Source organism: Streptomyces sp. NPDC057565, from assembly GCF_042801455.1.
Lineage (GTDB): Bacteria > Actinomycetota > Actinomycetes > Streptomycetales > Streptomycetaceae > Streptomyces > Streptomyces yanii.
Window position 1 is genome coordinate 164,724 of record NZ_JBHVFU010000011.1, and the last position, 24,105, is coordinate 188,828.

Annotated in this window: 18 protein-coding genes; 12 read left to right on the top strand and 6 right to left on the bottom strand. The window is 69.2% G+C overall.

Annotation, left to right across the window (positions count from 1 at the left end):
* Positions 1 to 260: 260 nt before the first annotated feature.
* From ACFU8W_RS21990 to ACFU8W_RS22025, 8 genes are all read left to right on the top strand, one after another.
* Positions 261 to 1,235: a LacI family DNA-binding transcriptional regulator gene (locus ACFU8W_RS21990; RefSeq protein ID WP_384039678.1), complete on the top strand. Its 975-nt coding sequence runs from the start codon at positions 261 to 263 to the stop codon at positions 1,233 to 1,235.
* Between the two features lie 205 nt (positions 1,236 to 1,440).
* Entirely contained in the window at positions 1,441 to 3,120 is a 1,680-nt protein-coding gene (locus tag ACFU8W_RS21995) for an ABC transporter substrate-binding protein (protein WP_384039681.1), read from the top strand.
* Between the two features lie 21 nt (positions 3,121 to 3,141).
* A complete protein-coding gene (locus tag ACFU8W_RS22000; protein ID WP_384039684.1) occupies positions 3,142 to 4,191 on the top strand; it encodes an ABC transporter ATP-binding protein in 1,050 nt (349 codons plus the stop codon).
* On the top strand, positions 4,188 to 5,168 hold the full coding sequence (locus ACFU8W_RS22005; protein ID WP_266981156.1) for an ABC transporter permease: 981 nt from the start codon (positions 4,188 to 4,190) through the stop codon (positions 5,166 to 5,168). Before ACFU8W_RS22000 ends, ACFU8W_RS22005 begins: the two co-directional genes overlap by 4 nt.
* A gap of 4 nt (positions 5,169 to 5,172) precedes the next feature.
* Entirely contained in the window at positions 5,173 to 6,150 is a 978-nt protein-coding gene (locus tag ACFU8W_RS22010; RefSeq protein ID WP_384039687.1) for an ABC transporter permease, read from the top strand.
* The gene (locus ACFU8W_RS22015; protein WP_384039690.1) at positions 6,147 to 7,160 is read left to right on the top strand and encodes an ABC transporter ATP-binding protein; all 1,014 of its coding nucleotides are present in this window, start codon (positions 6,147 to 6,149) and stop codon (positions 7,158 to 7,160) included. Before ACFU8W_RS22010 ends, ACFU8W_RS22015 begins: the two co-directional genes overlap by 4 nt.
* A 27-nt stretch (positions 7,161 to 7,187) precedes the next feature.
* The gene (locus ACFU8W_RS22020) at positions 7,188 to 8,606 is read left to right on the top strand and encodes a GH1 family beta-glucosidase (RefSeq protein ID WP_384039693.1); all 1,419 of its coding nucleotides are present in this window, start codon (positions 7,188 to 7,190) and stop codon (positions 8,604 to 8,606) included.
* Positions 8,607 to 8,650: 44 nt separating this feature from the next.
* On the top strand, positions 8,651 to 11,740 hold the full coding sequence (locus ACFU8W_RS22025) for a glycoside hydrolase family 3 N-terminal domain-containing protein (RefSeq protein ID WP_384039696.1): 3,090 nt from the start codon (positions 8,651 to 8,653) through the stop codon (positions 11,738 to 11,740).
* A gap of 112 nt (positions 11,741 to 11,852) precedes the next feature.
* On the opposite strand, the gene ACFU8W_RS22030 is transcribed toward ACFU8W_RS22025, so the two are convergent.
* Together ACFU8W_RS22030 and ACFU8W_RS22035 are read right to left on the bottom strand one after the other, a co-directional pair.
* Entirely contained in the window at positions 11,853 to 12,374 is a 522-nt protein-coding gene (locus ACFU8W_RS22030) for an SRPBCC family protein (protein ID WP_384039699.1), read from the bottom strand.
* A gap of 53 nt (positions 12,375 to 12,427) precedes the next feature.
* Complete coding sequence (locus ACFU8W_RS22035; RefSeq protein WP_384039702.1) at positions 12,428 to 13,462, bottom strand: medium chain dehydrogenase/reductase family protein; 1,035 nt, start codon at positions 13,460 to 13,462, stop codon at positions 12,428 to 12,430.
* Between the two features lie 177 nt (positions 13,463 to 13,639).
* On the opposite strand from ACFU8W_RS22035, the gene ACFU8W_RS22040 reads away from it, so the two are divergent.
* Positions 13,640 to 14,293, top strand: coding sequence for a TetR/AcrR family transcriptional regulator (locus tag ACFU8W_RS22040; protein WP_384039705.1), 654 nt, complete (start codon positions 13,640 to 13,642; stop codon positions 14,291 to 14,293).
* 175 nt (positions 14,294 to 14,468) lie between these two features.
* Positions 14,469 to 15,839: a hypothetical protein gene (locus ACFU8W_RS22045; RefSeq protein ID WP_384039708.1), complete on the top strand. Its 1,371-nt coding sequence runs from the start codon at positions 14,469 to 14,471 to the stop codon at positions 15,837 to 15,839.
* Between the two features lie 165 nt (positions 15,840 to 16,004).
* On the opposite strand, the gene ACFU8W_RS22050 is transcribed toward ACFU8W_RS22045, so the two are convergent.
* The 3 genes from ACFU8W_RS22050 to ACFU8W_RS22060 all read right to left on the bottom strand — a co-directional run bounded on the left by ACFU8W_RS22050 (position 16,005) and on the right by ACFU8W_RS22060 (position 17,817).
* A complete protein-coding gene (locus tag ACFU8W_RS22050) occupies positions 16,005 to 16,178 on the bottom strand; it encodes a hypothetical protein (protein ID WP_384039711.1) in 174 nt (57 codons plus the stop codon).
* A gap of 239 nt (positions 16,179 to 16,417) precedes the next feature.
* Positions 16,418 to 17,071, bottom strand: a complete 654-nt coding sequence (locus ACFU8W_RS22055; RefSeq protein WP_384039714.1) for a class I SAM-dependent DNA methyltransferase — start codon at positions 17,069 to 17,071, stop codon at positions 16,418 to 16,420.
* 128 nt (positions 17,072 to 17,199) lie between these two features.
* Positions 17,200 to 17,817 carry a YceI family protein gene (locus ACFU8W_RS22060; protein ID WP_384039717.1) on the bottom strand — a complete coding sequence of 206 codons (618 nt, stop codon included), beginning with the start codon at positions 17,815 to 17,817 and terminating at the stop codon, positions 17,200 to 17,202.
* A 224-nt stretch (positions 17,818 to 18,041) separates the two neighbouring features.
* Here ACFU8W_RS22060 and ACFU8W_RS22065 point away from each other — a divergent pair, with 224 nt between their 5' ends.
* Positions 18,042 to 18,566, top strand: a complete 525-nt coding sequence (locus ACFU8W_RS22065) for a hypothetical protein (protein ID WP_384039720.1) — start codon at positions 18,042 to 18,044, stop codon at positions 18,564 to 18,566.
* A gap of 68 nt (positions 18,567 to 18,634) precedes the next feature.
* Here ACFU8W_RS22065 and ACFU8W_RS22070 read toward each other — a convergent pair whose 3' ends face one another.
* Positions 18,635 to 19,861 carry a glycoside hydrolase family 64 protein gene (locus ACFU8W_RS22070; RefSeq protein WP_384039723.1) on the bottom strand — a complete coding sequence of 409 codons (1,227 nt, stop codon included), beginning with the start codon at positions 19,859 to 19,861 and terminating at the stop codon, positions 18,635 to 18,637.
* A gap of 349 nt (positions 19,862 to 20,210) precedes the next feature.
* On the opposite strand from ACFU8W_RS22070, the gene ACFU8W_RS22075 reads away from it, so the two are divergent.
* A complete protein-coding gene (locus tag ACFU8W_RS22075; RefSeq protein ID WP_384039727.1) occupies positions 20,211 to 24,083 on the top strand; it encodes an endo-alpha-N-acetylgalactosaminidase family protein in 3,873 nt (1,290 codons plus the stop codon).
* Positions 24,084 to 24,105 lie beyond the last annotated feature (22 nt).

Below are 24,105 nucleotides of genomic sequence, written 5' to 3' on the forward strand. Positions count from 1 at the left end.
AGGGCTGTGGGGGAGTTGCCGTCGATCGAGGCGTGAGTGAACTGCTGTTAGGTGCCCACGTCAAGGGGGTGCGCGTTCATGACTTGAAGACACAACGTGCCCCGCCTGCTTGGAATATGGGTACGGACCAATGTCGGCGTGAAGTATTGACGGCACTGTTCCGGCGCGGTTAACTCACGCCGCAACGCCGGTACCGGTTCCGGAACCGGTTGCGGTACCGGTTTCAGCTCCCTGTCATGCCGTGCCCTGGAGGCCCCCCGATGCGAGTCACCATCGCCGATGTCGCCCGCGAGGCCGGCGTCAGCAAGACGACCGTGTCCCGGGTCATCAACACCAAGGGCGAAGTGGACGGCTCCACGGCCGCCCGCGTTCGTGAAGTGATCGCACAGCTGGGTTACGTACCCAGCTCGGGCGCCGTCGGACTGGCCCGCGGAAGCAGCCGTACGGTCGGCATGCTGGTGCCCTCGCTCACCTGGCCGTGGATGGGCGAAGTGCTCCAGGGCGTCGTCGACACCGTCGAAGCGGCCGACTACGGGCTGCTGCTCTTCACCTGCAACCGGGGTGCGGAATCGGTGGAGCGCTTCACCAGTCAGGTGTCGGCGCGCGCCTTCGACGGACTCGTCGTCGTCGAACCCGAGAACACCCTCGATCACCTCACCGCACTGCACCGCGGTGGTCTGCCGATCGTGCTGATCGACGACCGCGGCCACCACCCCGAGTTCCCCTCCGTCGTGACCACCAACCGCGAAGGAGGTGCGTCCGCTGCCCGCCATCTGCTGTCCGCAGGACGTACCAGGCCCCTGGTCCTCACGGGCCCCCAGCACTTCGGCTGCGTGCGCGACCGGCTGGACGGATTCCGTACGGTTCTGCCCACCGATCTCGTGGTCCAGGGGGACTTCACCGAACGGTGCGGCCGCCAGGCCGTGGAGCAACTCCTCGCCGAAGGCGTGGAGTTCGACTCGGTCTTCGCGCACAACGACATCAGTGCGGCAGGCGTGCTGCGGGCGTTGCGCGCGGCCGGACGGTCCGTGCCCGACGACATCGCGGTGGTCGGCTTCGACGACATCCCGATGGCCGAGCACACCGAACCGCCGCTGACCACCGTGCGCCAGCCCACTCGTCAGATGGGTGAGACGGCGGCGCGGTTGCTGCTCTCCCATCTGGGTGGCACGGCCGTTCCGGACGAACCGGTCGTGCTGCCCACCGAACTGGTCGTGCGCCACTCGGCGCCGTAGCGGTCCGGCCGGTCCGACCGGCCATCCGCTTCCCGTTGTTCCACTCTCTCAGGCACCACCCCGCGCCTCCCCGTGCACGTCTGCGCACCACCGGCACGACCAGCAGCACCCGCACCACTCCGCACCGCCCGAACACGGCGCGCCGAGCGCTGCCCACCCCCCGTTCCCCGGATCTCCCAGACCCGCAGTCCTTCCTGGAGTCGCCATGTCCGCACGTCGTCACCCCGCGCTGAGAGCGCTCTCACTCGCCACCGTCGTGGTCGCTCTCGCCACCGGTTGCTCGTCCGCCAACTCGGGTGCCAACAAAGGGGGTGGCGCCGCCTCCGGCGTGCTGACCCTGGGCAAGCCGGACGGACCGCAGACGAACAACAGCAACCCGTTCCTGTCCACCTCGGCCGGTGCCACCCTCGGCTACCGCTTCATGATCTACGAGCCCCTGGCGATGACGAACCAGATCCGGCCCGCGGACAAGGCGGACCCGTGGCTGGCGAGCGACTGGAAGTGGGAGCTCAACTTCACCAAGGTCACCTTCACCCTGGATGACAAGGCCAAATGGGCCGACGGCAAGCCGCTGACCGCCGAGGACGTCGCGTACACCTTCGAGCTGCTCAAGAAGCACCCGGCGCTCAACGGCAACGGCATCCCGTTCGACGGGATCGGCGTGCAGGGCAAGAAGGTCGTGCTGACCTTCCAGGACTCGCAGTACGTCAACCAGAACAAGATCATCCAGCAGTTCATCGTGCCCAAGCACATCTGGAAGGACGTCAAGGACCCGGAGACCTGGCCCAACCGTACGCCGGTCGGCTCGGGACCGTACAAGCTCAAGACGTTCACCCCGCAGACCACCACGCTGACCGCCACGCCCACGTACTGGAAGGGCGCGACCAAGGTCAAGGAGCTGCGCTACACCGCGTACAACGACAACAGCGCGGCGACCACGGCGCTGGCCGGCGGCAAGGTCGAGTGGTCGTTCGTCTTCATGCCGAACTACAAGCAGCTGTTCATCTCCAAGGACCCGAAGAACCACAAGCTCTGGTTCCCGTCCGGGCTCGGCATCCACGGACTGTGGTTCAACACCGCCCGCAAACCGTTCGACAACCCGGCGCTGCGCAAGGCGATGGCGATGGTCGTCGACCGCAACGCGATCTACACGCAGGCCGAGGCGACCCTCTACCCGGAGATCACCAACCCGACCGGCATTCCGCTGCCCGCCGGTGAGTCGTTCCTCGCGCCCGAGTACAAGAGCGCCACCACCAAGCCGGACGTGGAGGGGGCCAAGAAGGTGCTCGCCGACGCCGGGTTCAAGCTCGCCGGCGGGGTCCTGAAGGACCCGAGCGGCAAGCCGGTCAAGCTCACCTTCACCGACCCGGCCGGCTGGAACGACTACATCACCGGGCTCTCGATCATCAAGGACAACATCAAGCAGCTCGGTATCGAGGCGAAGGTCAAGACGCAGACCGCCGAGGCCTGGGGCGCGGACGTCGCCAACGGCAACTTCGACGCCACCCTGCATTGGACCAACAGCGGCGCGACCCCGTACGACATGTATCAGAACATCATGGACGGCGCGCTGCTCCAGCCCATCGGCAAGGCCTCCCAGATCGGCAACTTCGGCCGCTTCAAGAACACCGAGGCGACCGAGGCGCTCAAGGACTTCGCCAGTGCCACCGACGACACCGCCCGGATCAACGCCATGAACACCCTGCAGAAGATCATGGTCGAGCAGGCGCCGATGATCCCGACGGCGGCCGCCCCCATCGGAGCCGAGTACTCCACGAAGAACTGGGTGGGCTGGCCCACCGAGGTCGACCCCTACGCCCCGCCGCAGCACACCCAGCCGAGCGCGCTGGAGATCGTGCTGAAGCTCAAGCCCGCCAAGAAGTAAGTACGGGGAAACGGACCGGCCATGACCACCACCGATCAGACCGACGTCGTGCTCGAAGCGCGCGGAGTCACCAAACACTTCCCCGTCCGGCGTACCGGCCGCGACCTCGTCGCGGGCAGGCGCCGCACCGTCCACGCCGTCGACGACGTCTCGCTGCACCTGCGGCGCTCCACCGTCACGGCGCTGGTGGGGGAGTCGGGCTCCGGGAAATCCACCGTCGCCCGGCTGCTCGCCCAGCTGTATCCGCTCACCGGGGGCGAGATCCGGCTGGGCGGGCAGGCGGTGAAGGCAGGCCGTGGCCGGTCCTTCCGCAGTTACGTTCGCCAGGTCCAGCTGATCTTCCAGGACCCGTTCGCCTCGCTCAACCCGGTGCACACCGTGCGCTACCACCTCACCCGGGCGCTGAGGATCCACGGGCGGGAGGCGACCGGGACCGAACTCACCGAGCTGCTGGAGCGGGTGCAACTGACTCCCGCCGCGCAGTACCTGGACAAGTTCCCGCACGAGCTCTCCGGCGGCCAGCGCCAGCGCGTCGCCATCGCCCGTGCGCTCGGTGCCGACCCGAAGGTCCTCCTCGCCGACGAGCCGGTCTCGATGCTCGACGTATCCATCCGGCTCGGCGTCCTCAACCTGCTGCGTGACCTCAAGGAACGCCTCCACCTGGCGATCCTCTACATCACCCACGACATCGCCTCCGCCCGCTACTTCGCGGACACCACGCTCGTGATGTACGCGGGCCGGATCGTCGAGGGCGGCGACAGCGAGACCGTCACCCAGCGCCCCGCGCACCCGTACACCCAACTGCTGATCGCCTCCGCGCCCGACCCGGACCGGGTGGTCGCCGAGGCGGAACAGGAGGAGGCCGGCAGCGGCGAACCGCCCTCGCTGATCGCCCCGCCGGCCGGCTGCCGCTTCCATCCGCGCTGCCCGAAGGCGATGGAGCGCTGCCGCACCGAACTGCCGCCGCGCTTCGAGCTGGCGGACGGCCAGTGGGCGGCCTGCTGGCTGTACGCGGACGGCGCGGAGACCACGGACAACGCCGGCGACCACGAGAAGGCGGCTGCGAAGTGAAGTACCTGCTGCAACGGCTCGCCTTCTACCTGGTCACCGCGTGGGCCGCGATCACCATCAACTTCCTGATCCCGCGCATGATGCCGGGTGACCCCGTACAGGCGCTCATGGCCCGCTTCCAGGGCCAGTTGGACACCAGCGCCATCGCCTCGCTCAAGGCGCTCTTCGGACTCGACAAGCAGCAGTCGCTCTGGCAGCAGTACACCGACTACTGGTCGCACCTGCTCGACGGCGACCTCGGGCTGTCCTTCACCTTCTTCCCGACGCCGGTCAGCGAGGTGATCGCCCAGTCGCTGCCGTGGACGCTCGCGCTCGTCGGTGTCACCACCCTGATCAGCTTCGTGCTCGGGACCGGCATCGGCGTCTTCACCGGCTGGCGGCGCGGCTCCTGGATGGACAGCCTGCTGCCCGTCACCACCTTCATCTCCGCCATCCCGTACTTCTGGCTGGGGCTGATCGCCATCGCGCTGTTCGCCGTGAAGTGGCCGCTGTTCCCTGCCGCGGGCGGTTACGACAGCGCCCTGGTGCCCGCCTTCGACTGGCCGTTCATCTCCAGCGCGCTGTATCACGCGGCGCTGCCGGGGCTGACGATCGTGCTCAGCGCGGTGGCGGGCTGGATCCTCGGCATGCGGAACATGATGGTGACGGTGTCCAGCGAGGACTACGTCATGGTGGCCCAGGCCAAGGGGCTCTCCGAGCGCCGGGTGATGTTCGGATACGCGGCACGCAACGCGATCCTGCCCAACATCTCCGGCTTCGCGCTCTCCCTCGGCTTCATCGTCGGCGGCACGCTGCTGGTGGAGATGGTCTTCTCCTACCCGGGCATCGGCTACCAGCTCTTCCAGGGCGTGGGCGCCAAGGACTACCCGCTGATGCAGGGCGTCTTCCTGATCATCACGCTCTCCGTCCTCGCGGCGAACCTCCTCGCCGACGTGATCTACATGGTCCTCGACCCCCGTACCCGAAGGGAGGCCTAGGAACATGGCTGTCACCGCCGCCGAGGTCGCCGTACTCGACACGACCGAGACCCCGGCACCGAGTAAGCGCAGATTCCGGTTCCTGCGCGGCCGCAAGACCGCCGTCGGGCTCGGCATCCTGCTCTTCTTCGTCCTGATCGCCGTCATCGGGCCGTGGATCGCCCCGTACGACCCCGACGCCATGAGCAACGAACTGCTCCAACCGCCTTCCGGAGCACACTGGTTCGGCACCACGCAGACCGGTCAGGACGTCCTCTCGCAGATCCTCGTCGGCACCCGCGGCGTTCTGGTCGTCGGCTTCGTCGCCGGGATCTTCGCGACCATCCTGTCCGTACTGATCGGAGTCAGTGCCGGCTTCCTCGGGGGCACGGCCGACGAACTGCTCTCGGTGCTGTCCAACGTCTTCCTGGTCATCCCGGGACTGCCGCTGATCATCATCATCGCCAGCTTCGTCTCCGACACGGGTGATCTCCTGATCGCCACCGTCATCGCGTTCACCTCGTGGGCCTGGGGGGCGCGCGTCCTGCGCGCGCAGACGCTGTCGCTGCGCCGCCGGGACTACGTCGAAGCGGCCCGCGCCACCGGCGAGTCCACCTGGCGGATCATCCTCTTCGAAGTCCTGCCGAACCTGACGGCCGTCATCGCCTCCGGCTTCGTGGGCACGGTGATCTTCGCGATCCTCTCCGAGATCACCCTCGCCTTCATCGGCGTCGCCGACATCTCCAACTGGAACTGGGGGACCGTCCTGTTCTGGGCGCAGTCCAACCAGGCGCTGGCCCAGGGCGCGTGGTGGTGGTTCGTGCCGGCCGGGCTCTGCATCGCACTACTCGGCATGTCCCTCGCCCTGATCAACTTCGGCATCGACGAGTTCGTCAACCCACGGCTGCGTACGGAGACGGGCGCGTCCCGGAAGGTCCGGATGCGGGTCGGCTTCACCCCCGTGGCACGTCCCGGCACCCCTGAGAAGGAGACCCGCCCATGAGCGAGCCCGTCCTCACCATCAGCGGACTCCACGTGGACTACGGGACCGGCGACGACGCCGTGCACGCGCTGCGCGACATCGACCTCACCCTGCACCGCGGCGAAGTCCTCGGCCTGGCCGGCGAGTCGGGGTCGGGCAAGTCCACCCTGGCGTACGCCGTCACCCGGCTCCTCTCCCCGCCCGGAGTGATCACCGGCGGCGAGGTCCACTACCACCAGCGCGACGGCGAAGCGCTCGACCTGCTGACCCTGACCGCCCCCGAGCTGCGTGCCTTCCGCTGGCAGGAGCTGTCGATCGTCTTCCAGGGCGCGATGAACTCCCTGAACCCGGTGCACACGGTCCACAGCCAGCTCACCGACGTGCTCAAGGCCCACCGCCCGGAGATGAAGCGGGCCGAACGCACCGCACGCGCAGTGGAGCTTCTGTCCCTGGTCGGCATCTCGGAGGACCGGCTCTCCGCCTACCCGCACCAGCTCTCCGGCGGCATGCGGCAACGCGTGATGATCGCGATGGCGCTCGCACTGGAGCCCGAGATCGTCATCATGGACGAGCCCACGACGGCCCTGGACGTCGTCATGCAGCGCCAGATCCTGCGCCAACTGGTCAAGCTCCGCGAGGAGCTGGGCTTCTCCGTCGTCTTCATCACCCATGACATCTCGCTGCTGATCGAGTTCTCGGACCGGATCGCGATCATGTACGGCGGCCGGATCGTCGAGGAGGCCGGTGCCTCCGACATCTACCGCGACCCCCGCCACCCCTACAGCGACGGACTGCTGCACTCCTTCCCGGCGCTGCACGGCCCCCGTCGCGAACTCACCGGCATCCCCGGCTCGCCCCCGCATCTGTCGGCGATGCCGGACGGCTGCGCCTTCCACCCCCGCTGCGGCAAGGCGCTCGATCCGTGCGCCACCCAGGTGCCGGTCCTGGCCCGACCGGACGGTGACGGCTCCCGCACAGTGGCCTGCTGGCTCCATCAGCCCACGCCGGCCACCGCCGCCCCCCGCTTGTAGCGACCCCACGCACACCACAGGAGAACCATGAACCTCGTCATCCCCCAGGGATACGCTCGCGAGATTGCCGCCGAGCCCGTCCACGGTCTGCCCGCCGACTTCCGCTGGGGCGTTGCCACCGCCGCCTACCAGATCGAGGGGGCGGCCGCCGAGGACGGCAGAACCCCGTCGATCTGGGACACGTACTGCAGGGTGCCGGGCATGGTCGTCCGCGGTGAGAACGGCGATGTGGCCTGTGACCACTACCACCGGATGCCCGAGGACGTGCAGCTGATCGCGGACCTGGGCGTCGACACGTACCGCTTCTCGCTCGCCTGGCCGCGCATCCAGCCCGGCGGCCGAGGCCCGGCCAACGCAAAGGGACTCGACTTCTACAAGCGCCTGGTCGACGAGCTGGAGTCGAAGGGCATCACTCCCTGGATCACGCTCTACCACTGGGACCTGCCCCAGGAGCTGGAGGACGCGGGCGGCTGGCCGGCCCGGGACACCGCCTACCGCTTCGCCGAGTATTCCGCCCTCGCCTACGACGCGCTCGGCGACCGGGTCAGGCACTGGACCACGCTGAACGAGCCCTGGTGCTCCGCGATGCTCGGATACGCGTACGGAAGCCAGGCCCCCGGCCGTACGAACTTCGGCGAGGCGATCCACGCCGTCCACCACCTCCTCCTCGGCCACGGGCTCGCCTCCCAGTACATCCGCGGGACCGCCGCCGCCCGGGGCAACGAGCTCGAACTGGGCATCACACTCAACCTCGGCACCGCCACACCCGAGACCGACAGCCACGAGGACGCCGAGGCCTGCCGCCGTGCCGACGGGCTCGGCCGTCGCCTCTACCTGGACCCGCTGGTCAAGGGCGCCTACCCCGAGGACGTCGTCGCCGACCTCGCCCTGCGCGGCGTCGAACTCCCAGCCCAGGAAGGCGACCTGGAGATCATCTCCACCCCGATCGACATCCTCGGCGTCAACTTCTACCGCGGCACGCTCTTCTCCGGCGTCACCGAGGACGGCTCCCCGCTGGACGCCGACGGCCTGCCCGTCACCCGCGGCGTGGAGCGCGATCTGCCGCGTACGGCCATGGACTGGGAGATCACCCCCACTGCCCTCACCGACCTGCTGGTGGGACTGGAGAAGGACTACGGCATCCCGACCGTCATCACCGAGAACGGCGCCGCCTTCGACGACACCGTCTCCGCGGACGGCCGGATCCACGACGCCGACCGCACCACCTACCTCGCCGACCACATTGCCGCCGTGGCCGCCGCCCGCGCCGAAGGAGCCGATGTCCGGGGCTACTTCGCCTGGTCGCTGATGGACAACTTCGAGTGGTCCTACGGCTACGACAAGCGGTTCGGCATCGTCCGCGTCGACTACGACACGCAGGAGCGGACGCTCAAGGACAGCGCCGAGTGGTACCGCGACACCATCCGTCTCACCCGCGACGCATGAGCCGCACCGCTGCGACAGAAGATTTCGTGTCCGAAGGAGCCGCAATGCCATCACGCACCCGCCGGCACAGCCGGTACCGGGCCAGACCGACGACAGCGGCGCTCGCCGCCGTCACCGTCCTGGCCGGCCTGCTCGCCGGAGCCGTCCCGAGCGCCACCGCGGCGACGGCGGACGACCCGGCACCTGTCCTCGTCGACCGCTTCGAGGGCGAGGTCCCGTTCGCCAACCAGCCTGCCGACGGCATCTTCACCTGGGGCGGCGACTCCGACGACCCGCCCACCCTGGCCCTCAAGGAGCGCGCCGACGCCCCCGAGGGCGCCAAGGTCCTCGAAGGCACGTACGACATCAGCGGTTACGGCGGACTCAGCCACGACTTCGCCGCCGACCGGCCCGCCCACGACTGGTCGTCCCACAAGGGCATCCGCTTCTGGTGGTACGGGCAGAACACCGCGCCGCTGCCGCCCGGTTCGGGCAAGAGGATCAACTTCGAGATCAAGGACGGCGGCGCCAACGGCGAGGCATCCGAGCTGTGGACCACGTCGTTCACCGACGACTGGGAGGGCTGGCACCAGGTCGAGATCCCGTTCACCGACTTCGTGTACCGCACCGACTACCAGCCCGTCGGCGGCATCGACCAGGTCCTCGGCCTGGACCGGATGTGGGGCTACGCCGTCACACTGCCGACGGGCGCCCCCGGCTCGTTCGCCATGGACGGCGTGGAGCTGTACGGGAAGGCCGACGCCGCACTGAAGGCGAGCGTCGTCACGGACGCGGCCGTCCACACGGTGAAGGAGGGCGGCACTGCTGACATCGATGTCTCGGTCGCCACCACCGGCTCCGCACCGATCGAGGAACCCGTCACCGTCGCGTACGAGACGAAGGGCGGCAGCGCCGAGGCCGGCACGGACTACACACCGGTCAGCGGCACATACACCTTCCCGGCCGGCACCGCGTCCGGGACCTCGCACCGGATCTCGGTCGCCACCAAGAAGGACGGCGCCGCCGAGTCCGCCGAGACGATCCCGCTCGAACTCACCGTGACCGGCGCCAAGCCGCCGAAGGAGAACCCGCAGGTCGTCATCGACGCCCACGGCCTCCCGTACCTCGACCCGAAGCTCCCGGTGAAGAAGCGCGTCGCCGACCTCCTGTCCCGGATGTCGCCCGCCGAGAAGGCCGGCCAGATGACCCAGGCCGAGCGCAACGCGCTGAAGTCGCAGGGGGACATCGCCACGTACGACCTCGGCTCGCTGCTCTCCGGCGGCGGCTCCGTCCCCACGCCGAACACGCCCGAGGCCTGGGCGAAGACGGTCGACTCCTACCAACTCCGGGCGCGGGCGACCCGCTTCCAGATCCCGCTGATCTACGGCGTGGACGCGGTGCACGGGCACAACAACGTCATCGGCTCGACGATCATGCCGCACAACATCGGCATCGGCGCCGGCCGCGACCCGAAGCTCGCCGAGGCGACCGGCGCGGTCACCGCGAGCGAGGTCCGCGCGACCGGCATCCCGTGGGACTTCGCGCCCTGCCTCTGCGTGACCCGCGACGAGCGCTGGGGCCGTTCCTACGAGTCGTACGGTGAGGATCCGGCACTCGTCGAGTCCATGGAGACGGTCATCCAGGGCATGCAGGGCAGCGCGTCCGGCAAGGACCTGGACCGCAACGACAAGGTCCTGGCCACCGCCAAGCACTACGTCGGCGACGGCGGTACGGAATTCGGGTCGTCCACCACCGGCTCGTACATCATCGACCAGGGCGTCACGAAGGTCACCCGGAAGGAGCTCGAAGCGGTCCACCTCGCCCCGTTCGACGAGGCCGTCGAGCGCGGCGTCGGCACGGTCATGCCGTCGTACTCCTCGCTGGACATCCTCGGCGACGACGAGGGCCCGGTGAAGATGCACGCCAACGCCGAGATGATCAACGGCGTGCTCAAGGACCGGATGGGCTTCAAGGGCTTCGTCATCAGCGACTGGCAGGCCATCGACCAGATCCCCGGCGACTACGCGAGCGACATCCGTACGTCGATCAATGCCGGACTCGACATGATCATGGTCCCGACGGCGTACCGGGACTTCACCAGGACGCTTCAGGACGAGGTCACCGCGGGCCGGATCAGCCGGACCCGGATCGATGACGCGGTGACCCGCATCCTGACCCAGAAGTTCCGGCTCGGTCTCTTCGAGAAACCGTACGCGGACACCACGAACATCGGCCGGGTCGGCTCGGCCGCCCATCGTGCGGTGGCCCGTGAGGCGGTGGCCAAGTCGCAGGTCCTGCTGAAGAACGACGGTGCGGTGCTGCCGCTGAAGGCCTCTCAGAAGGTGTACGTCGCCGGATCCGACGCCGACGACATCGGCAACCAGGCCGGCGGCTGGACCGTCAGCTGGCAGGGTTCGTCCGGAAAGATCACCACGGGTACGACGATCCTGGACGGCATCAAGAAGGACGCAGCCTCGGCCACGTACTCCAAGGACGCCTCCGCCCCCACGGACGGCTACGACGTCGGAGTCGTGGTCGTCGGCGAGACCCCGTACGCCGAGGGCATCGGCGACGTCGGCAACGGCAACGACCTGGAGCTCACCGCCGCCGACAAGGCCGCGATCGACAAGGTCTGCGCCGCGATGAAGTGCGCGGTCCTGGTCGTGTCCGGCCGCCCGCAGCTCATCGGCGACCGGCTCGGCGACATCGACGCACTCGTCGCGTCGTGGCTGCCCGGCACCGAGGGCGACGGGGTGGCGGACGTGCTGTACGGGAAGCGTGCCTTCACCGGACAACTGCCGGTCACCTGGCCGAAGTCCGAGTCGCAGCTGCCGATCAACGTCGGCGACGCGACGTACGACCCGCAGTTCCCGTACGGCTGGGGACTGACCACGCTGAAGAAGGCCCCGACCGGCGGCGAACCGACTCTCACCGCGCTCACGGTCGCCGCGCAGGTCGCGGAGAAGGCCGGGCTGGGCAGGACCGCGGCGGGGAAGGCGATCGTCGACCAGGCCAGGCTGCTGGTGCAGCAGAGGACCGGCGGGAAGCCGACCGCGGCGGTGTCCAAGCCGTTCGCCGACGCGGACCACCTGCTGCTCACCGGCGATCTGACCGGGGCGCTGGCCAAGCTGAAGGCGGCGTACCGGGCCGCCTGAGGCGCACAGGAGTTGGGCGGGCCTTTTCAGGGTCACAGAGACTTTGAAAGGCCCGCCCATGCATGTGGACTCGCGCCCGGTGGCCGGGCGGTCAGGGCTCCGCCCCGCACGGTCAGTTCTCGGCCTCTGCCTTCAGGTTGTGGAGCCAGGCGTCCAGTGAGGCATCCAATGCCGCCTGGAGTGCGGGGACATCGGCCTCGACAGGCGCTCCGGACCAGGACTCCTCGGTGTGGACGTGCACGCCGTCCCGGCGCGGGGTGAAGGTCCACACGTGGACCGCGGTGATGCCCTGTGCCGGCCCTCCCCACGCGATACGGCGTTGCGGCGAGACCTGCTTGACGGTGGAGTTGATGTCGCTCAGGCCGTGCACCGACCAGCGGAAGACGGAGCCGGCCCGCAGCGGGCCGGGGGTCAGCTCGACCGCCTCGGTGACATCGGGCTGCCAGGTCGGCCAGGCCTCGACGTCGGTCTGGATCTTCCAGATCCTGTTCAGCGGCGCGTGGATGACGATGTCGTCACGGGTGATGACCGGGGCCCGGTGGTCGATCTCCACGGGGAGGTGGGAGCCGCCCGACACGCCGATCGTGAATGCGACGGGCAGGGCAACGGCCTTGGCGAGAAGGGAGACGAGCACGGTGGTACTCCTGGTGTGCGGTGAGGGGGCGGTCGGGTGGTGGCGGACAGGGGTTACGGGACGAGGACGACCTTCCCGGCGACCGTGCCCGACTCGGCCAGGCGCAGCGCTTCGCCGGCGCGGGCCAGGGGGAGTTCGGCGGCGACCCGGGCGGTGATCTCGCCGCGCTGCAGAGCCGTGAACACCTGGGTGAGGTCGGTGCGCAGCCGGGACCGGAAGCGGTTCTTGGAGAAGGCGCGGCCGGCCCAGACGTTGAAGAAATATGCGCGGCGGCCGTTGGGCAGCCAGTTCCACAGCCACACCTGGCCCAGGAGCTTGAGTACGGGCCACTGCCCCGATCCCTCGTCGTCCCGGGTGGCGGCGCTGCCGTAGGAGACGAGGGTGCCGCCGGGGGCGAGCAGCCGCCAGGAGTCGATGACGCTGCGGCCGCCGACGTGGTCGAACACGGCGTCCACCCCTTCGGGGGCGAGTTCCCGGACACGAGCAGGGACGTCGCCGCCCCGGTAGTCGACGGGGGACACGCCGAGAGCGCGCAGCGCGGCGTGGTGGCGGGCGGAGGCGGTGCCGATGACCCGGACGCCGGCGCCGAGCGCCAGCTGGATGAGTATCGATCCGACTCCGCCGTTGGCCCCGTGGACGAGGACGGTCTGTCCGGCGCGTACGCGCGCCTTGCGGTGCAGCATCTGCCAGGCGGTGATGCCGTTGACGACCGCGGTCTCGGCCTCCGCAGCGCCCAGACCGGCAGGCACCTCGACCACGTCGGCGGCGTCGAGCACCACGTGGCTGGCCCAGCTGCCGGTCTTGGTCAGGGCGGCCACCTGCTTGCCGAGCAGGTCAGGGCCGACGCCTTCGCCGACGGCTAGCACGCTGCCGACCAGGTCGTATCCGGGGACGAAGGGGAACGGCGGCTGGTCGTAGTACCGGCCACGACGCATCTGCTGCTCGGCGAAGGACACTCCGGTCGCCTCCATGCCGATCAGGACCTGTCCCGCGGCCGGGGTGGGTACCGGCTGCCCGTAGCGGATCTCCAGCCCCTCCGGCTCGACCTTGCCCGGCAGGACGACCTCGACGCGCTCGACGGTGCTCATCACGACCTCCATCGTGTTTTAGATTCTCACAGTTGTTAGGACCTGTAACTAGAGTGAGTTCTTCTCTGGTCCGTGTCAAGCGTGTGGTTCGTTCGATCGTGATGGGGCGTGCCGTAAGTGATAACTTCTAACTGTCTGGGTGATGCGGTGACGAGAAGGAAGTGAGAGGTGGCGCCCATGACCGGGAGTACGGCGACCCCCCGAGAGCGGTATCGGCAGCAGGTGCGCGCGGAGGTCAAGGAGCGGGCCTGGGAGCAGATCGCGGGCGTGGGCGCGTCAGCGCTCTCCCTGAACGCGATCGCCAAGCAGATGGGCATGAGCGGACCGGCTCTGTACCGGTACTTCGCCGGCCGGGACGAGCTGATCACCGAACTCATCAAGGACGCGTACCGCAGCCTCGCCGACACCTTCCGAGGCGCCGCCGACCTCGACCTCTCCGGGCTGGCACAGGTACTGCGCCGCTGGGCCCTGGAGGACCCGCACCGCTACTTCCTCATCTACGGCACGCCGGTACCCGGTTACGAGGCACCGCAGGACGTCACCGCGATCGCGTCGGAGATCATGTCGACGCTGCTCGACGCCTGTGTCGCTGCCGGCCCGGAGGAACCCCCGACAGGCGAGCAAGCCGCCCTGGACGCGTATGTGGAGGGCCACCGCGCCTGGGCCGCCGGCCACCCGACCGCTCAACCCGCGACCCTGCGCCGCGCCCTGGCCTTCTGGAGTCGCCTCCATGGCCTGCTCTCCCTGGAGCTGGCCGGCCACTTCGCCGGCATGGACCTGGACCCGGAGTTGCTCTTTGAGGCCGAGGCGGGCACTCTCTTCCCCCGCTGAACGGTCCTGGGCCCGGTCCGTACGAGGTGGCGGACCATCGCACGATCGTTGCGGCGGGAGGATTCGCGAGGGCCGCGGCCGACGCTCGCGCCCATGTGCCCTCGGGAGTTCAGCGGAAACCGGGCCCACCCGGGCGGGCGGAGCATTTGTCGCCCACCTGGGTTAGCTTCGATATATGCGGAACAGGCTGTTCCTCACCCTGCTGGCCGGCCTGCTGCTGATTCTGTCGGCAGCCGCGCCGGCCATGGCTCTGACCGCGCAGAACGCCACGACGATCAACGAGGTGGCCCAGGCCCTCCGTCAGGGACCGGTGTACGTCGATCCGGCAGTGGCGGACCAGCTGTCCGCGGGTCAGGCCAAGGCCCTGACCAAGAAGATCAAGGACGCCGACAAGCCGGTCTTCGTGGCGGTGCTGCCGCGGACCTCCGCGTTTCCCGAGGCCACGGTGTTGCGGACGCTGCGCAACGACACCGGGATCACCGGCGTCTACGGAATCCGCCTCGGCGACACGTTCAAGCTGGGCGCGGACCGGTCGGTCATGTCCGTCGCGGCCCGTCAGAATCTCTCCGCGGCGCTGCAGGCCCCCGGCACGAATGCCGACGCCGCGACTCAGCTCACCGTCTTCGTCGACCAGGCCGTCGCCCAGGCGCGCGGCCACGCCCCCGCCTCCTGGAGCGGCGGTTCGACCGGGACGAGCTCCGGCGTGACGGCACTGATCGCCGTCGGCGCGATCGCCGTGATCGGCGGCGGGGCCGCGTACACAATCGTCCGCCGCAGCCGCCGCCGCAAGGCGGAGGAGGAACGGGCGGCGCTCGACAAGCTCCGGGTCGTCGTGGACGAGGACATCACCGCATACGGCGAGACCCTCGACCGCCTCGACTTCCACCCGGCGGAGGCGGGCGCCGACGACGCGATGCGCGCGGACTACGAGCGGGCACTCGACTCGTACGAGAGCGCCAAGTCGGCCATGGACAAGGCCCAGCACCCCTCCGACGTGCGCGGGGTCACCCGGGCTCTGGAGGACGGCCGCTTCTCCCTGGCCGTCCTGGAGGCCCGACGCACCGGCCGCCCGCTCCCGGACCGCCGCCCCCCGTGCTTCTTCGACCCGCGCCACGGCCCTTCGGTTGCGGACGCGATGTGGACCCCGTCCGGCGGCACGCCCCGTGAGGTCCCGGTCTGCGGCGCGGACGAGATCCGGCTGCGCGACGGCGAGGACCCGCTGAGCCGCATGGTCGACACCGGCGACGGCGGCCGTCGCCCGTACTGGGAGGCGGGCCCGGCATACGGTCCCTGGGCAGGCGGCTACTTCGGCGGCGGCATCCTTCCCGGCCTGCTGGTCGGCACCCTGCTCGGTTCGATGCTCTCGTCCCCGGCCTACGCGGCGGACTACGGCGGCGGCGACTTCGGCGGTGGCGACTATGCGGGCGGCGACTACTCCGGCTCCGACTTCGACGCGTCCGATTTCGGCGGCGGGGGAGACGGCGGAGGGTTCGGTGGGGGTGGCGATTTCGGCGGTGGCGGCGATTTCGGTGGCGGCGGTTTCTGAGAGTCACTGCCGCGCGCCGGCCGGATCCGTCGGCCACCGCGCAGCAGAGGGCGCCCGCACAGCCGCTTTGCCGCGGTCGCGGGCGCCCTTGCATGCGCTGGAGTCAGCGTCCTGCCCGAGCCCGGCCTTCGGGGCTCGGGCAGCGCATCAGCGGGGGAGCCGTTGCTACAGGTTCTGGTCGATCTGCATCTCCCGGACCTTGTCGTCACGGTGCGTCTTGTCATTCTTGATGGTGTACGTCGTCGCCGGGCCGGTGCCGCTGACCTTGGTGATCTCGCCCTGGCACTTCTTGTTGTTCTCGTCCCGGTACTCCACGCGCTGACCCTGGTTGTGCTGCATTGACTTCTCCACTTCTCGGTGTCGATCGGCAGGGGCCGCCCGGCTCTTCAGCCCGGGGCTTGCCCGTCCGGCGCCCGCTTTTCGTTGCGGTGCGCTATGTCAGATCACACCGAGTGCGGGCAGCCAGCGACTCCAGAGAGCCCAATGGGGTCATCTTCGGAGCGAATCCTGTGTCGTTCCCCGTGTCCCCTTGCGAGCGGGACGGCGGACGGTAATCCGATGCTGTTGCCGATCGGCGGTTACGAATTCCTCGGCTTGCGCACCAGGAGGCAGGCCCCAGGAGCCCGCCCGCTCTCCAGCTCGCGTACCAGTGTGGCGTGCACCACGAGCCCGGCGCGGATCGCCAACTCGGCGATGCGGTCAGGCGGCAACAGGTAGACGTCGAGGGTCATGGCGTGGCCGCCGTACCCCTTCTCCTTGCGCCGTCGTTCGTCGCCGACATGGAATCCGAGCAGCAGGTGGCCTCCGGGGGCCAGCACCCGGTGGAACTCCTCGAACACCGTCGGCAGCACCTCCGGTGGCGTGTGGATGATCGAGTACCAGGCGACGACGCCGTCGAGTTCGCCGTCCGCCAGTTCCAGGGCGGTCATCGTCCCGACGTCGAACCGCAGGCCGGGGTGGTCCCGCCGGGCGACGTCGACCATTCCCGGCGACAGCTCCACGCCGAATGCCGGCAGGCCGAGGGAGTGAAGATGTGCTGTCACGTGGCCGGGTCCGCATCCCACATCGGCGACCGGGCCGCCGCCGGCGGCCCGCACGAGTTCGGCGAATGCGCCCAGCATCGCGCGCCCCAGCAGATCGCCCTCGAACGCGGGGCGCACGAGCTCGGCATAGTCGACGGCAACGGTGTCGTACGACGCCCGGGTTTCGCGCAGGTGGGACGGTTCGGCCATACCGCGGATCCTATTGGTCCCGGCCCGGGCGGCGTCAGAGTCGCGAGGAAGGAAATGCCGAGCGCCCGCCTTCCTCCCCGGCGGGGGAATGGAGGGCGGGCGCGCTCGGGTCGGAGGACTTCCGGGGATCAGGCCTGCGGAGCGGCCTTGATCGCGGAGATGTCGAAGTTCAGCTTGACCTTGTCGCTGACCATCACGCCGCCGGTCTCCAGCGCCGCGTTCCAGGTCAGGCCCCAGTCGGAGCGGAGGATGTCCGCGCTGCCCTCGAAGCCGACGCGCTCGTTGCCGTAGACGTCGGTGGCGGAGCCGTTGAACTCCAGGTCGATGGCGAGCGGGCGCGTGACGTCCTTGATGGTGAGGTCGCCGGTGATCCGGTACTTGTCGCCGCCGAGCTGCTCGGCCTGCGTGGAGCGGAACGTCATGAGGGGGAACTTCTCGGCGTCGAAGAAGTCGCCGCTGACCAGGTGGCCGTCACGGTCGGCGATACCGGTGTCGACGCTGGCGATCTTGATGTCGATGGAGGCGGCCGAGTTCTTCGGGTCTGCGCCGTCCAGCGTCAGGCTGCCCTCGTGGTCCCCGAAGGAGCCACGCACATTGGTGACCATGGCGTGACGCACGGTGAAGCCGATGCTGCTGTGGGCCGGGTCGATGGTGTACTCGCCGGTCAGGGCAGTCAGGGCCGGGTCCACGGCGACGGTGGCGGGCGTGGACGGGGTGGCGGTGGACTTGCGGTTGAACAGAGCCATGGCTCCTCCTCGGGGGACGTGATCGAGCGGTAGTCGAAGTGGATGTTTAACCTTCAACGAGATTGACTGTAGACGCATCTTGTTAAAAGTTCAACATCAAGGATCCGATTCGTTTCCGGAAGGGCGATGTTCACCTCGCGGTCTCGCGAGGCCCTCTGGCGGACGCGCGTAGAACTCGGGCACTATCTCCCTGCCCCAGTTGTCATGAGCAGGAGGAATCCCCCATGGTGTCCCGTATGACGCTGCGCCCCGTCCTGACCGCCCTCGTCCTCGTCCTCGGCGCCCTCTTCGCCCCCGGAGTCGGCGCCCTCGGCAGCGGCGCCACCGAGGCGCACGCCGTCACCAAGCTCACGCACGCGCAGGCGACGTCGATGTTCCGCGCGTCCGGCATCACCTGGTCGTCCTCGGGCGGCTGCTCCAACCGGAACAACGCCACCTGTACCTCGTTCGAGCAGTTGAACCAGGCCACCGCGCAGGGCGCCCAGACCCTCAAGAGCGCCACGGGCTGCGCCCTCAACATCACCGGCGGCACCGAGACCGGGCATGCCAGCGGTACGTATTCGCACTGGAACGGTTACAAGCTCGACTTCGGCAAGTCCACCTGTCTCACCAACTACGTCCACGGTGTCTTCAGCTACATAGGGCTCCGCGGTGACGGCGCCCCCCAGTACAAGTCCGCCTCCGGGAACATCTACGCGGACGAGGGCAACCACTGGGACGTGACGTACTACAACTGCGGCGGCTGCTGAGCCCGTACGCGAGGGTGCCCCCCGTCCGGCGAGCGGACGGGGGGCACCCGCAGTTCTCCGCCGGGACCTCAGGACCCCACGCTCACCGTGAACCGCCGCGGGTTGCCGTCGTTCGCCGCGCCCGAGACGTCCGGCTGCCCGTCGGGACGGACGTCGTCGTACGGGAACGCGTACCCGATCGGGGTGTTCGCGTGCACCACGCGCGACCAGTGGTTCGTCACCGCACCCCGGTAGTAGTCCGCCACCGTCGTGCCGTTCGGCTGGTCCGGGTGGGAGAGCATGATCGATCGATTGAAGCCCGCGGCCAGCCGCGCCAGCAGCGCCTTCTTGTCGTCCGAGTCGCCCGGGTTGTTGATGAACGGTCCATGGTTGCAGGTGAAGATGTCCTTCGATGCCGGCTTGGTGAACGTGTGGCCGCCGTCGAAGGTCAGGGTGTCGCCGCTGACCCGGCCGGTCCGTACGCCCCGCCCGCCCTGGAGATCGATCCGCAGATCCGTACTCCGGTACTTCTCCCAGACCTGGTCGACCTGCGCGGTGAACAGGTCCCGGAAGGGCATCTGGTCCGGCCGGTCGAAGTACGGCGCCATCAGGTTCTGCGGCGAGATCACCCGCAGCACGCTTCCGTCCGCGCCGCGTGTCACCAGCTTGTCCCACGGCTGCCCGTCGGTCGCCGCCTGTGCGGTCAGACCGTCGGCGATCCGCTGCACGGCGCCGTTCGGCAGCGGTGCGACCGTGTGCGTCGAGTCACCCTCCAGCGTCAGGCCGATCGGGAGCGCGGTGACCAGGTCGACGTAGCTGATGTTCGCGTACAGCTGCTGCGGGTTGAAGGTGAACTCGCAGAACGACCAGGTGCGCCCGTAGTTCGCGTCGGTGGATGTCGCGAACGCCGGCTCGACCAGGGCGGGACCGGGGTTGAGGAAGAAATCCAGCGTGTCGTCGCGTACGAAATAGACGCGGGCGCCGTACATCTGAGGAAGCGTCAGCATCACGGACCCGGCGCCCGCCGCCTTCAGCGGGATGGCGCAATCGACCGGGAGTGGCGTCTGCGGTGTGGCGGGGGAGTCGGGGCGGTAGACGCTGCCGTCGGCCCGCAGCAGTATCCAGCGGTCGGTGCCCTGCTCGTGCCCGGTGACATAGGCGTGGACCGCGCCCGGCAACGAGCGGTTCTCCAGGGCCAGTTCGCAGGTAGCGGCCGCGGCCGACGCGTGGGGGCCGAGGGTGGTTCCCCAGGTGGGGTAGGTGAGCGCGGTCGCGGTGGCGGCGGCGCCCGTCAGGAACAGTCTGCGCGAGATCACGGGGGGACTCCTGAGGTGTGGGGGGCCGCGGACGGGGCGATCGTGCGGTCAGGTGGTGCCGGGGGCGTCCGCGGTGCGCACCACTCTTGCGACGGCTGCGACAGGCGTCAAGACTTGTGTCTGAGAGCGCTCTCAAAAAGGAGAAGTCTTCACAACCCGGCGTGAGAGAGCGGTGGTTGGCGGATCGGTCCGGCGCAGATGTCGGCGCGGCGGTCAGGAAGTGAACGCAGCACCCGCCCCCGCCTGCGCACTGTCCACTTGGACTTACGCATCGCGGTTGTTGGACTGGAGGGCCCCGGGGGGCCGTACGTCGTTGACGGTGCGCCGACACGGGGACTACTCAGAGCACATGTCGCGAAGATTCACTTCGGCGGGCGCTGCAGCCGCCGCCTCAGCCGCCGTCCTGGCGCTCGTGGGGACCGCACTCCCCGCCGCAGCCGCCACCCTGTCACCCGCCGCAGTCGGCACGGCCGTCCCCGCGGACGCCGCCGTCATCGGATCGCCGCAGCTCTCGGTCGCTGTCGCCGACGACTTCCCGCGCGTCCTGTCGTACACCGACCGGGCCAGCGGCAACCAGCTGTCCGGCTCCACGAAGCCGGTCACCGAGGTCACCCTCAACGGCACCGCACACGCCGTGAAGCTCAAGGCCGCGCCCGAGGTCACCGATACGACCGCCCGGTACACGCTGACCTTCCCCGATCTGCCCGGCATCGAGATCGACGCCTCGCTCTCGGTCTCCGGGCGCGCCACCACCTTCAAGGTGACGGCCGTCCGCGACACCGAGGCGTTCCGGGTCGGCACCATCGACATCCCCGGCCACGACCTGGTCTCCGTCGGCTCCACCGACACCGGCGCCGCCACCGCGTTCACCCGGCTCGACCCGGACTCCACGCGGACCGCCGACGTCTTCGCCAAGGTCACCGCGGACACCGCCGCGGACAAGGCGCCGGTCGGTGCCTCGTACGCGATCGTCAACACCGGCTCGCTCGCGGCGGCCGTCGAGTCCAACTCTTCGTACGACAAGCCGTCGGGTGCCACCGGCGGCGACGACGCCCGGTTCTGGCACCAGGCGCGCAAGGCCGACGACGGCAGCGTCCGGGTCGGCGTCTGGTCCGGGCAGTGGACCTACCGCGGTGCCGGAGCACCGGAGCCCGAGAGCGGCGCGGACCTTCCCTGGGCGAAGGTCGTCGTCACACCCGACGCCAACGGCGACAAGACCGTCGACTGGCAGGACGGCGCGGTCGCGTTCCGCACCATCGGCGTGATCGCTCCCGGCGGCGACGACACCGCGGACCGGGTCATCACCCACATTCCGTTCAACTTCGCCAGCCAGGCCACCCACCCCTTCCTGCGGACCCTCGACGACGTCAAGCGGGTCTCGCTGTCCACGGACGGCCTCGGGCAGATGGCGATCCTCAAGGGGTACGCCTCCGAGGGGCACGACTCCGCCCACCCCGACTACGGCGGCAACTACAACAAGCGCGCCGGCGGGCTGAAGGACCTCAACACCCTGCTGAAGGACGGCAAGAAGTGGGGCGCCGCCTTCGGCGTCCACGTCAACGCCACCGAGGCGTACGCGGAGGCCAACGCCTTCGACGAGAAGCTCGTCGACAAGACGAAGCCCGGCTGGAACTGGCTCGGCCAGAGCTACTACATCGACCAGCGGAGCGACATCAACAGCGGCAACCTGGCCCGCCGCTTCCAGCAACTGCGCAACGAGACCGATCCCAACCTCAGCATGCTCTACATCGACGTCTACTACTCGCACGGCTGGATCGCCGACAAGACCCTCCAGTCCGTGCAGAAGCAGGGCTGGAACGTCGCCACCGAGTGGGCCGACAAGTTCGAGCGCGGCTCGCTCTGGTCGCACTGGGCCAATGACCTCGACTACGGTGGCGCCACCAACAAGGGGCTCAACTCGCAGATCATCCGGTTCATCCGGAACAGCGAGAAGGACGTCTGGAACAACAACCCGGTCCTCGGCCAGACCGCCATCAGCGAATTCGAGGGCTGGACCGGCGAGACCGACTGGAACGCCTTCTACAACAACATCTGGCAGCGCAACCTGCCGGCCAAGTACCTCCAGCACCAGAAGATCATCCGCTGGGACGGCAACGACATCACCTTCACCGGTGATGTCCGGGGCACCGTCGAGGACGGCAAGCGGACCTTCTACGACCACGGCCGCAAGGTGCTGAGCGGCACCGACTACCTGCTTCCGTGGGACGGCGGGAAGAAGCTCTACCACTACAGCAAGTCCGGTGGTACGAGCAGCTGGGCCGTGCCGTCCACGGGGGAGTACACCGTCTACAAGCTCACCGACAACGGCCGGGTCAAGGTCGGCACGGTCAAGCCCGCCGGCGGGAGGATCACGCTGACGGCAGAGGCCGGACAGCCGTACGTCCTCTACCCGGACGAGGCGCCGAAGGCCGCCGACACCAAGTGGGGCGAGGGCACCCCGGTCGGCGACCCCGGCTTCAACGACGACAGGCTCGACGCCTGGTCGAAGACCGGCACCGTCGCCCGCGACACCGACGGCCGGGGCCGCAACAGTGCCAAGCTCTCCGGCACCGGCACGGCGGCACTCTCGCAGCGCATCTCCGGCCTCACGCCCGGCAAGCGCTACACCGCGTCCGCGCTCATCGAGGTCCAGCCCGGAAAGACCCGGCACACGACACTCTCGGCTGGCGGGAAGTCCGTCGTCGTGGACCGCTCCACGGCCAAGGACTACGTCGCCGCGTCCGACTGGCACGGCACGTACTTCCAGCGCGCCAAGGTGAACTTCACCGCGCCCGCGAGCGGCCGCACCACATTCCGTATCGAAGCGGCCGGGGGCAGCACGGCGAGCGTGCGGGCCGATGACGTACGTATCGTCGCCAACGCCCCGGCGACGAAGAAGAACACCGTCGTCCACGAGGACTTCGAGGACGTCGACCAGGGCTGGGGCCCCTTCCTCAAGGGCGACGCGGGCGGTTCCACCGACCCCCGCACCGTCATCTCCCAGCTGCACGCCCCGTACACCCAGGCCGGCTGGAACGGGAAGCTCGTCGACGACGTCATCGGCGGCAAGGAGTCCCTCAAGGCCCACGAGGAGAACGGCGGGCTCGTCTACCGGACCGCGCCCTGGACCGTGCCGATGGCCGACGGCCACCGCTACAAGGTCGAGTACGACTACCAGTCCAGCCACGCCGGCGCCTACGAGTGGGTCGACGGGTACGACCGGATCACGGCCGACGGCACCCCGGACTCGGTCGAGACCCGCACCACGGCGATCGGTCAGCAGCGCACCACGGGACACTTCTCCGAGACCGTCACGGCGGGCTGCGGTGACACCTGGACCGGGCTGCGCAAGCGTGGCGACGCACCCGACGGTGCCGACTTCGTCCTCGACGGGTTCACCGTGACGGACCTCGGCGCCGCCCCGGCCGGTGAGATGGCCGCCTGCGGAACGCTCAGCGTCGACCCGGCCGCGGAGACCCTGGAGCCGGGCGTCGCAGGCATCGTCGAGGCGAGCTTCACCAACTATGAGGCGACGGCGGTCACCGGCGTCTCGGTGGGCCTCACCGTCCCGGACGGCTGGAAGGCGGAGCCCGTGGGCGCGGTCGCCTTCGACTCGGTCGCGGCGGGTGCCAAAGCCACCGCCGGCTGGCGGGTCACTCCGCCGGTGGACGCCAAGTACCAGACCTACAACCTGAGTTCCGAGGTGTCCTACACGGTCGGCGGCGCGAAGCGGACCCTCGGCGCGCAGACGTCCGTACGGACACTGCCGCCGCCGCCCACTACGGACAGCTGGGCCAGCGACCTGGACTGGACCGCTGCCAGCAACGGCTGGGGACCGGTCGAGCGTGACATCTCCAACGGTGAGACGGGTGCCGGCGACGGTTCCCCGCTGACGATCGGTGGCACCGTCTACGCCAAGGGCCTGGGCAGCCACGCCCCCGCGAAGATCCGCTACTACCTGGGCGGCCAGTGCACCTCGTTCACCGCCGAGGTCGGCGTGGACGATGTCCAGAAGAGCGCGGGCAGCGTGCAGTTCAGCGTCACGGCCGACGGCACGGAGAAGGTGAAGTCACCGGTGCTGAGGGCGGCCGACACCGCCTGGTCGCTCACGGCGGACGTCACCGGCGCGAAGTACGTCGAGCTGGTCGTCGGGGACGGCGGCGACGGCAACGGAAACGACCACGCGGACTGGGGCAACGCACGGTTCCACTGCGGGAGCTGACCGGGCGACCGGTGAGCAATGA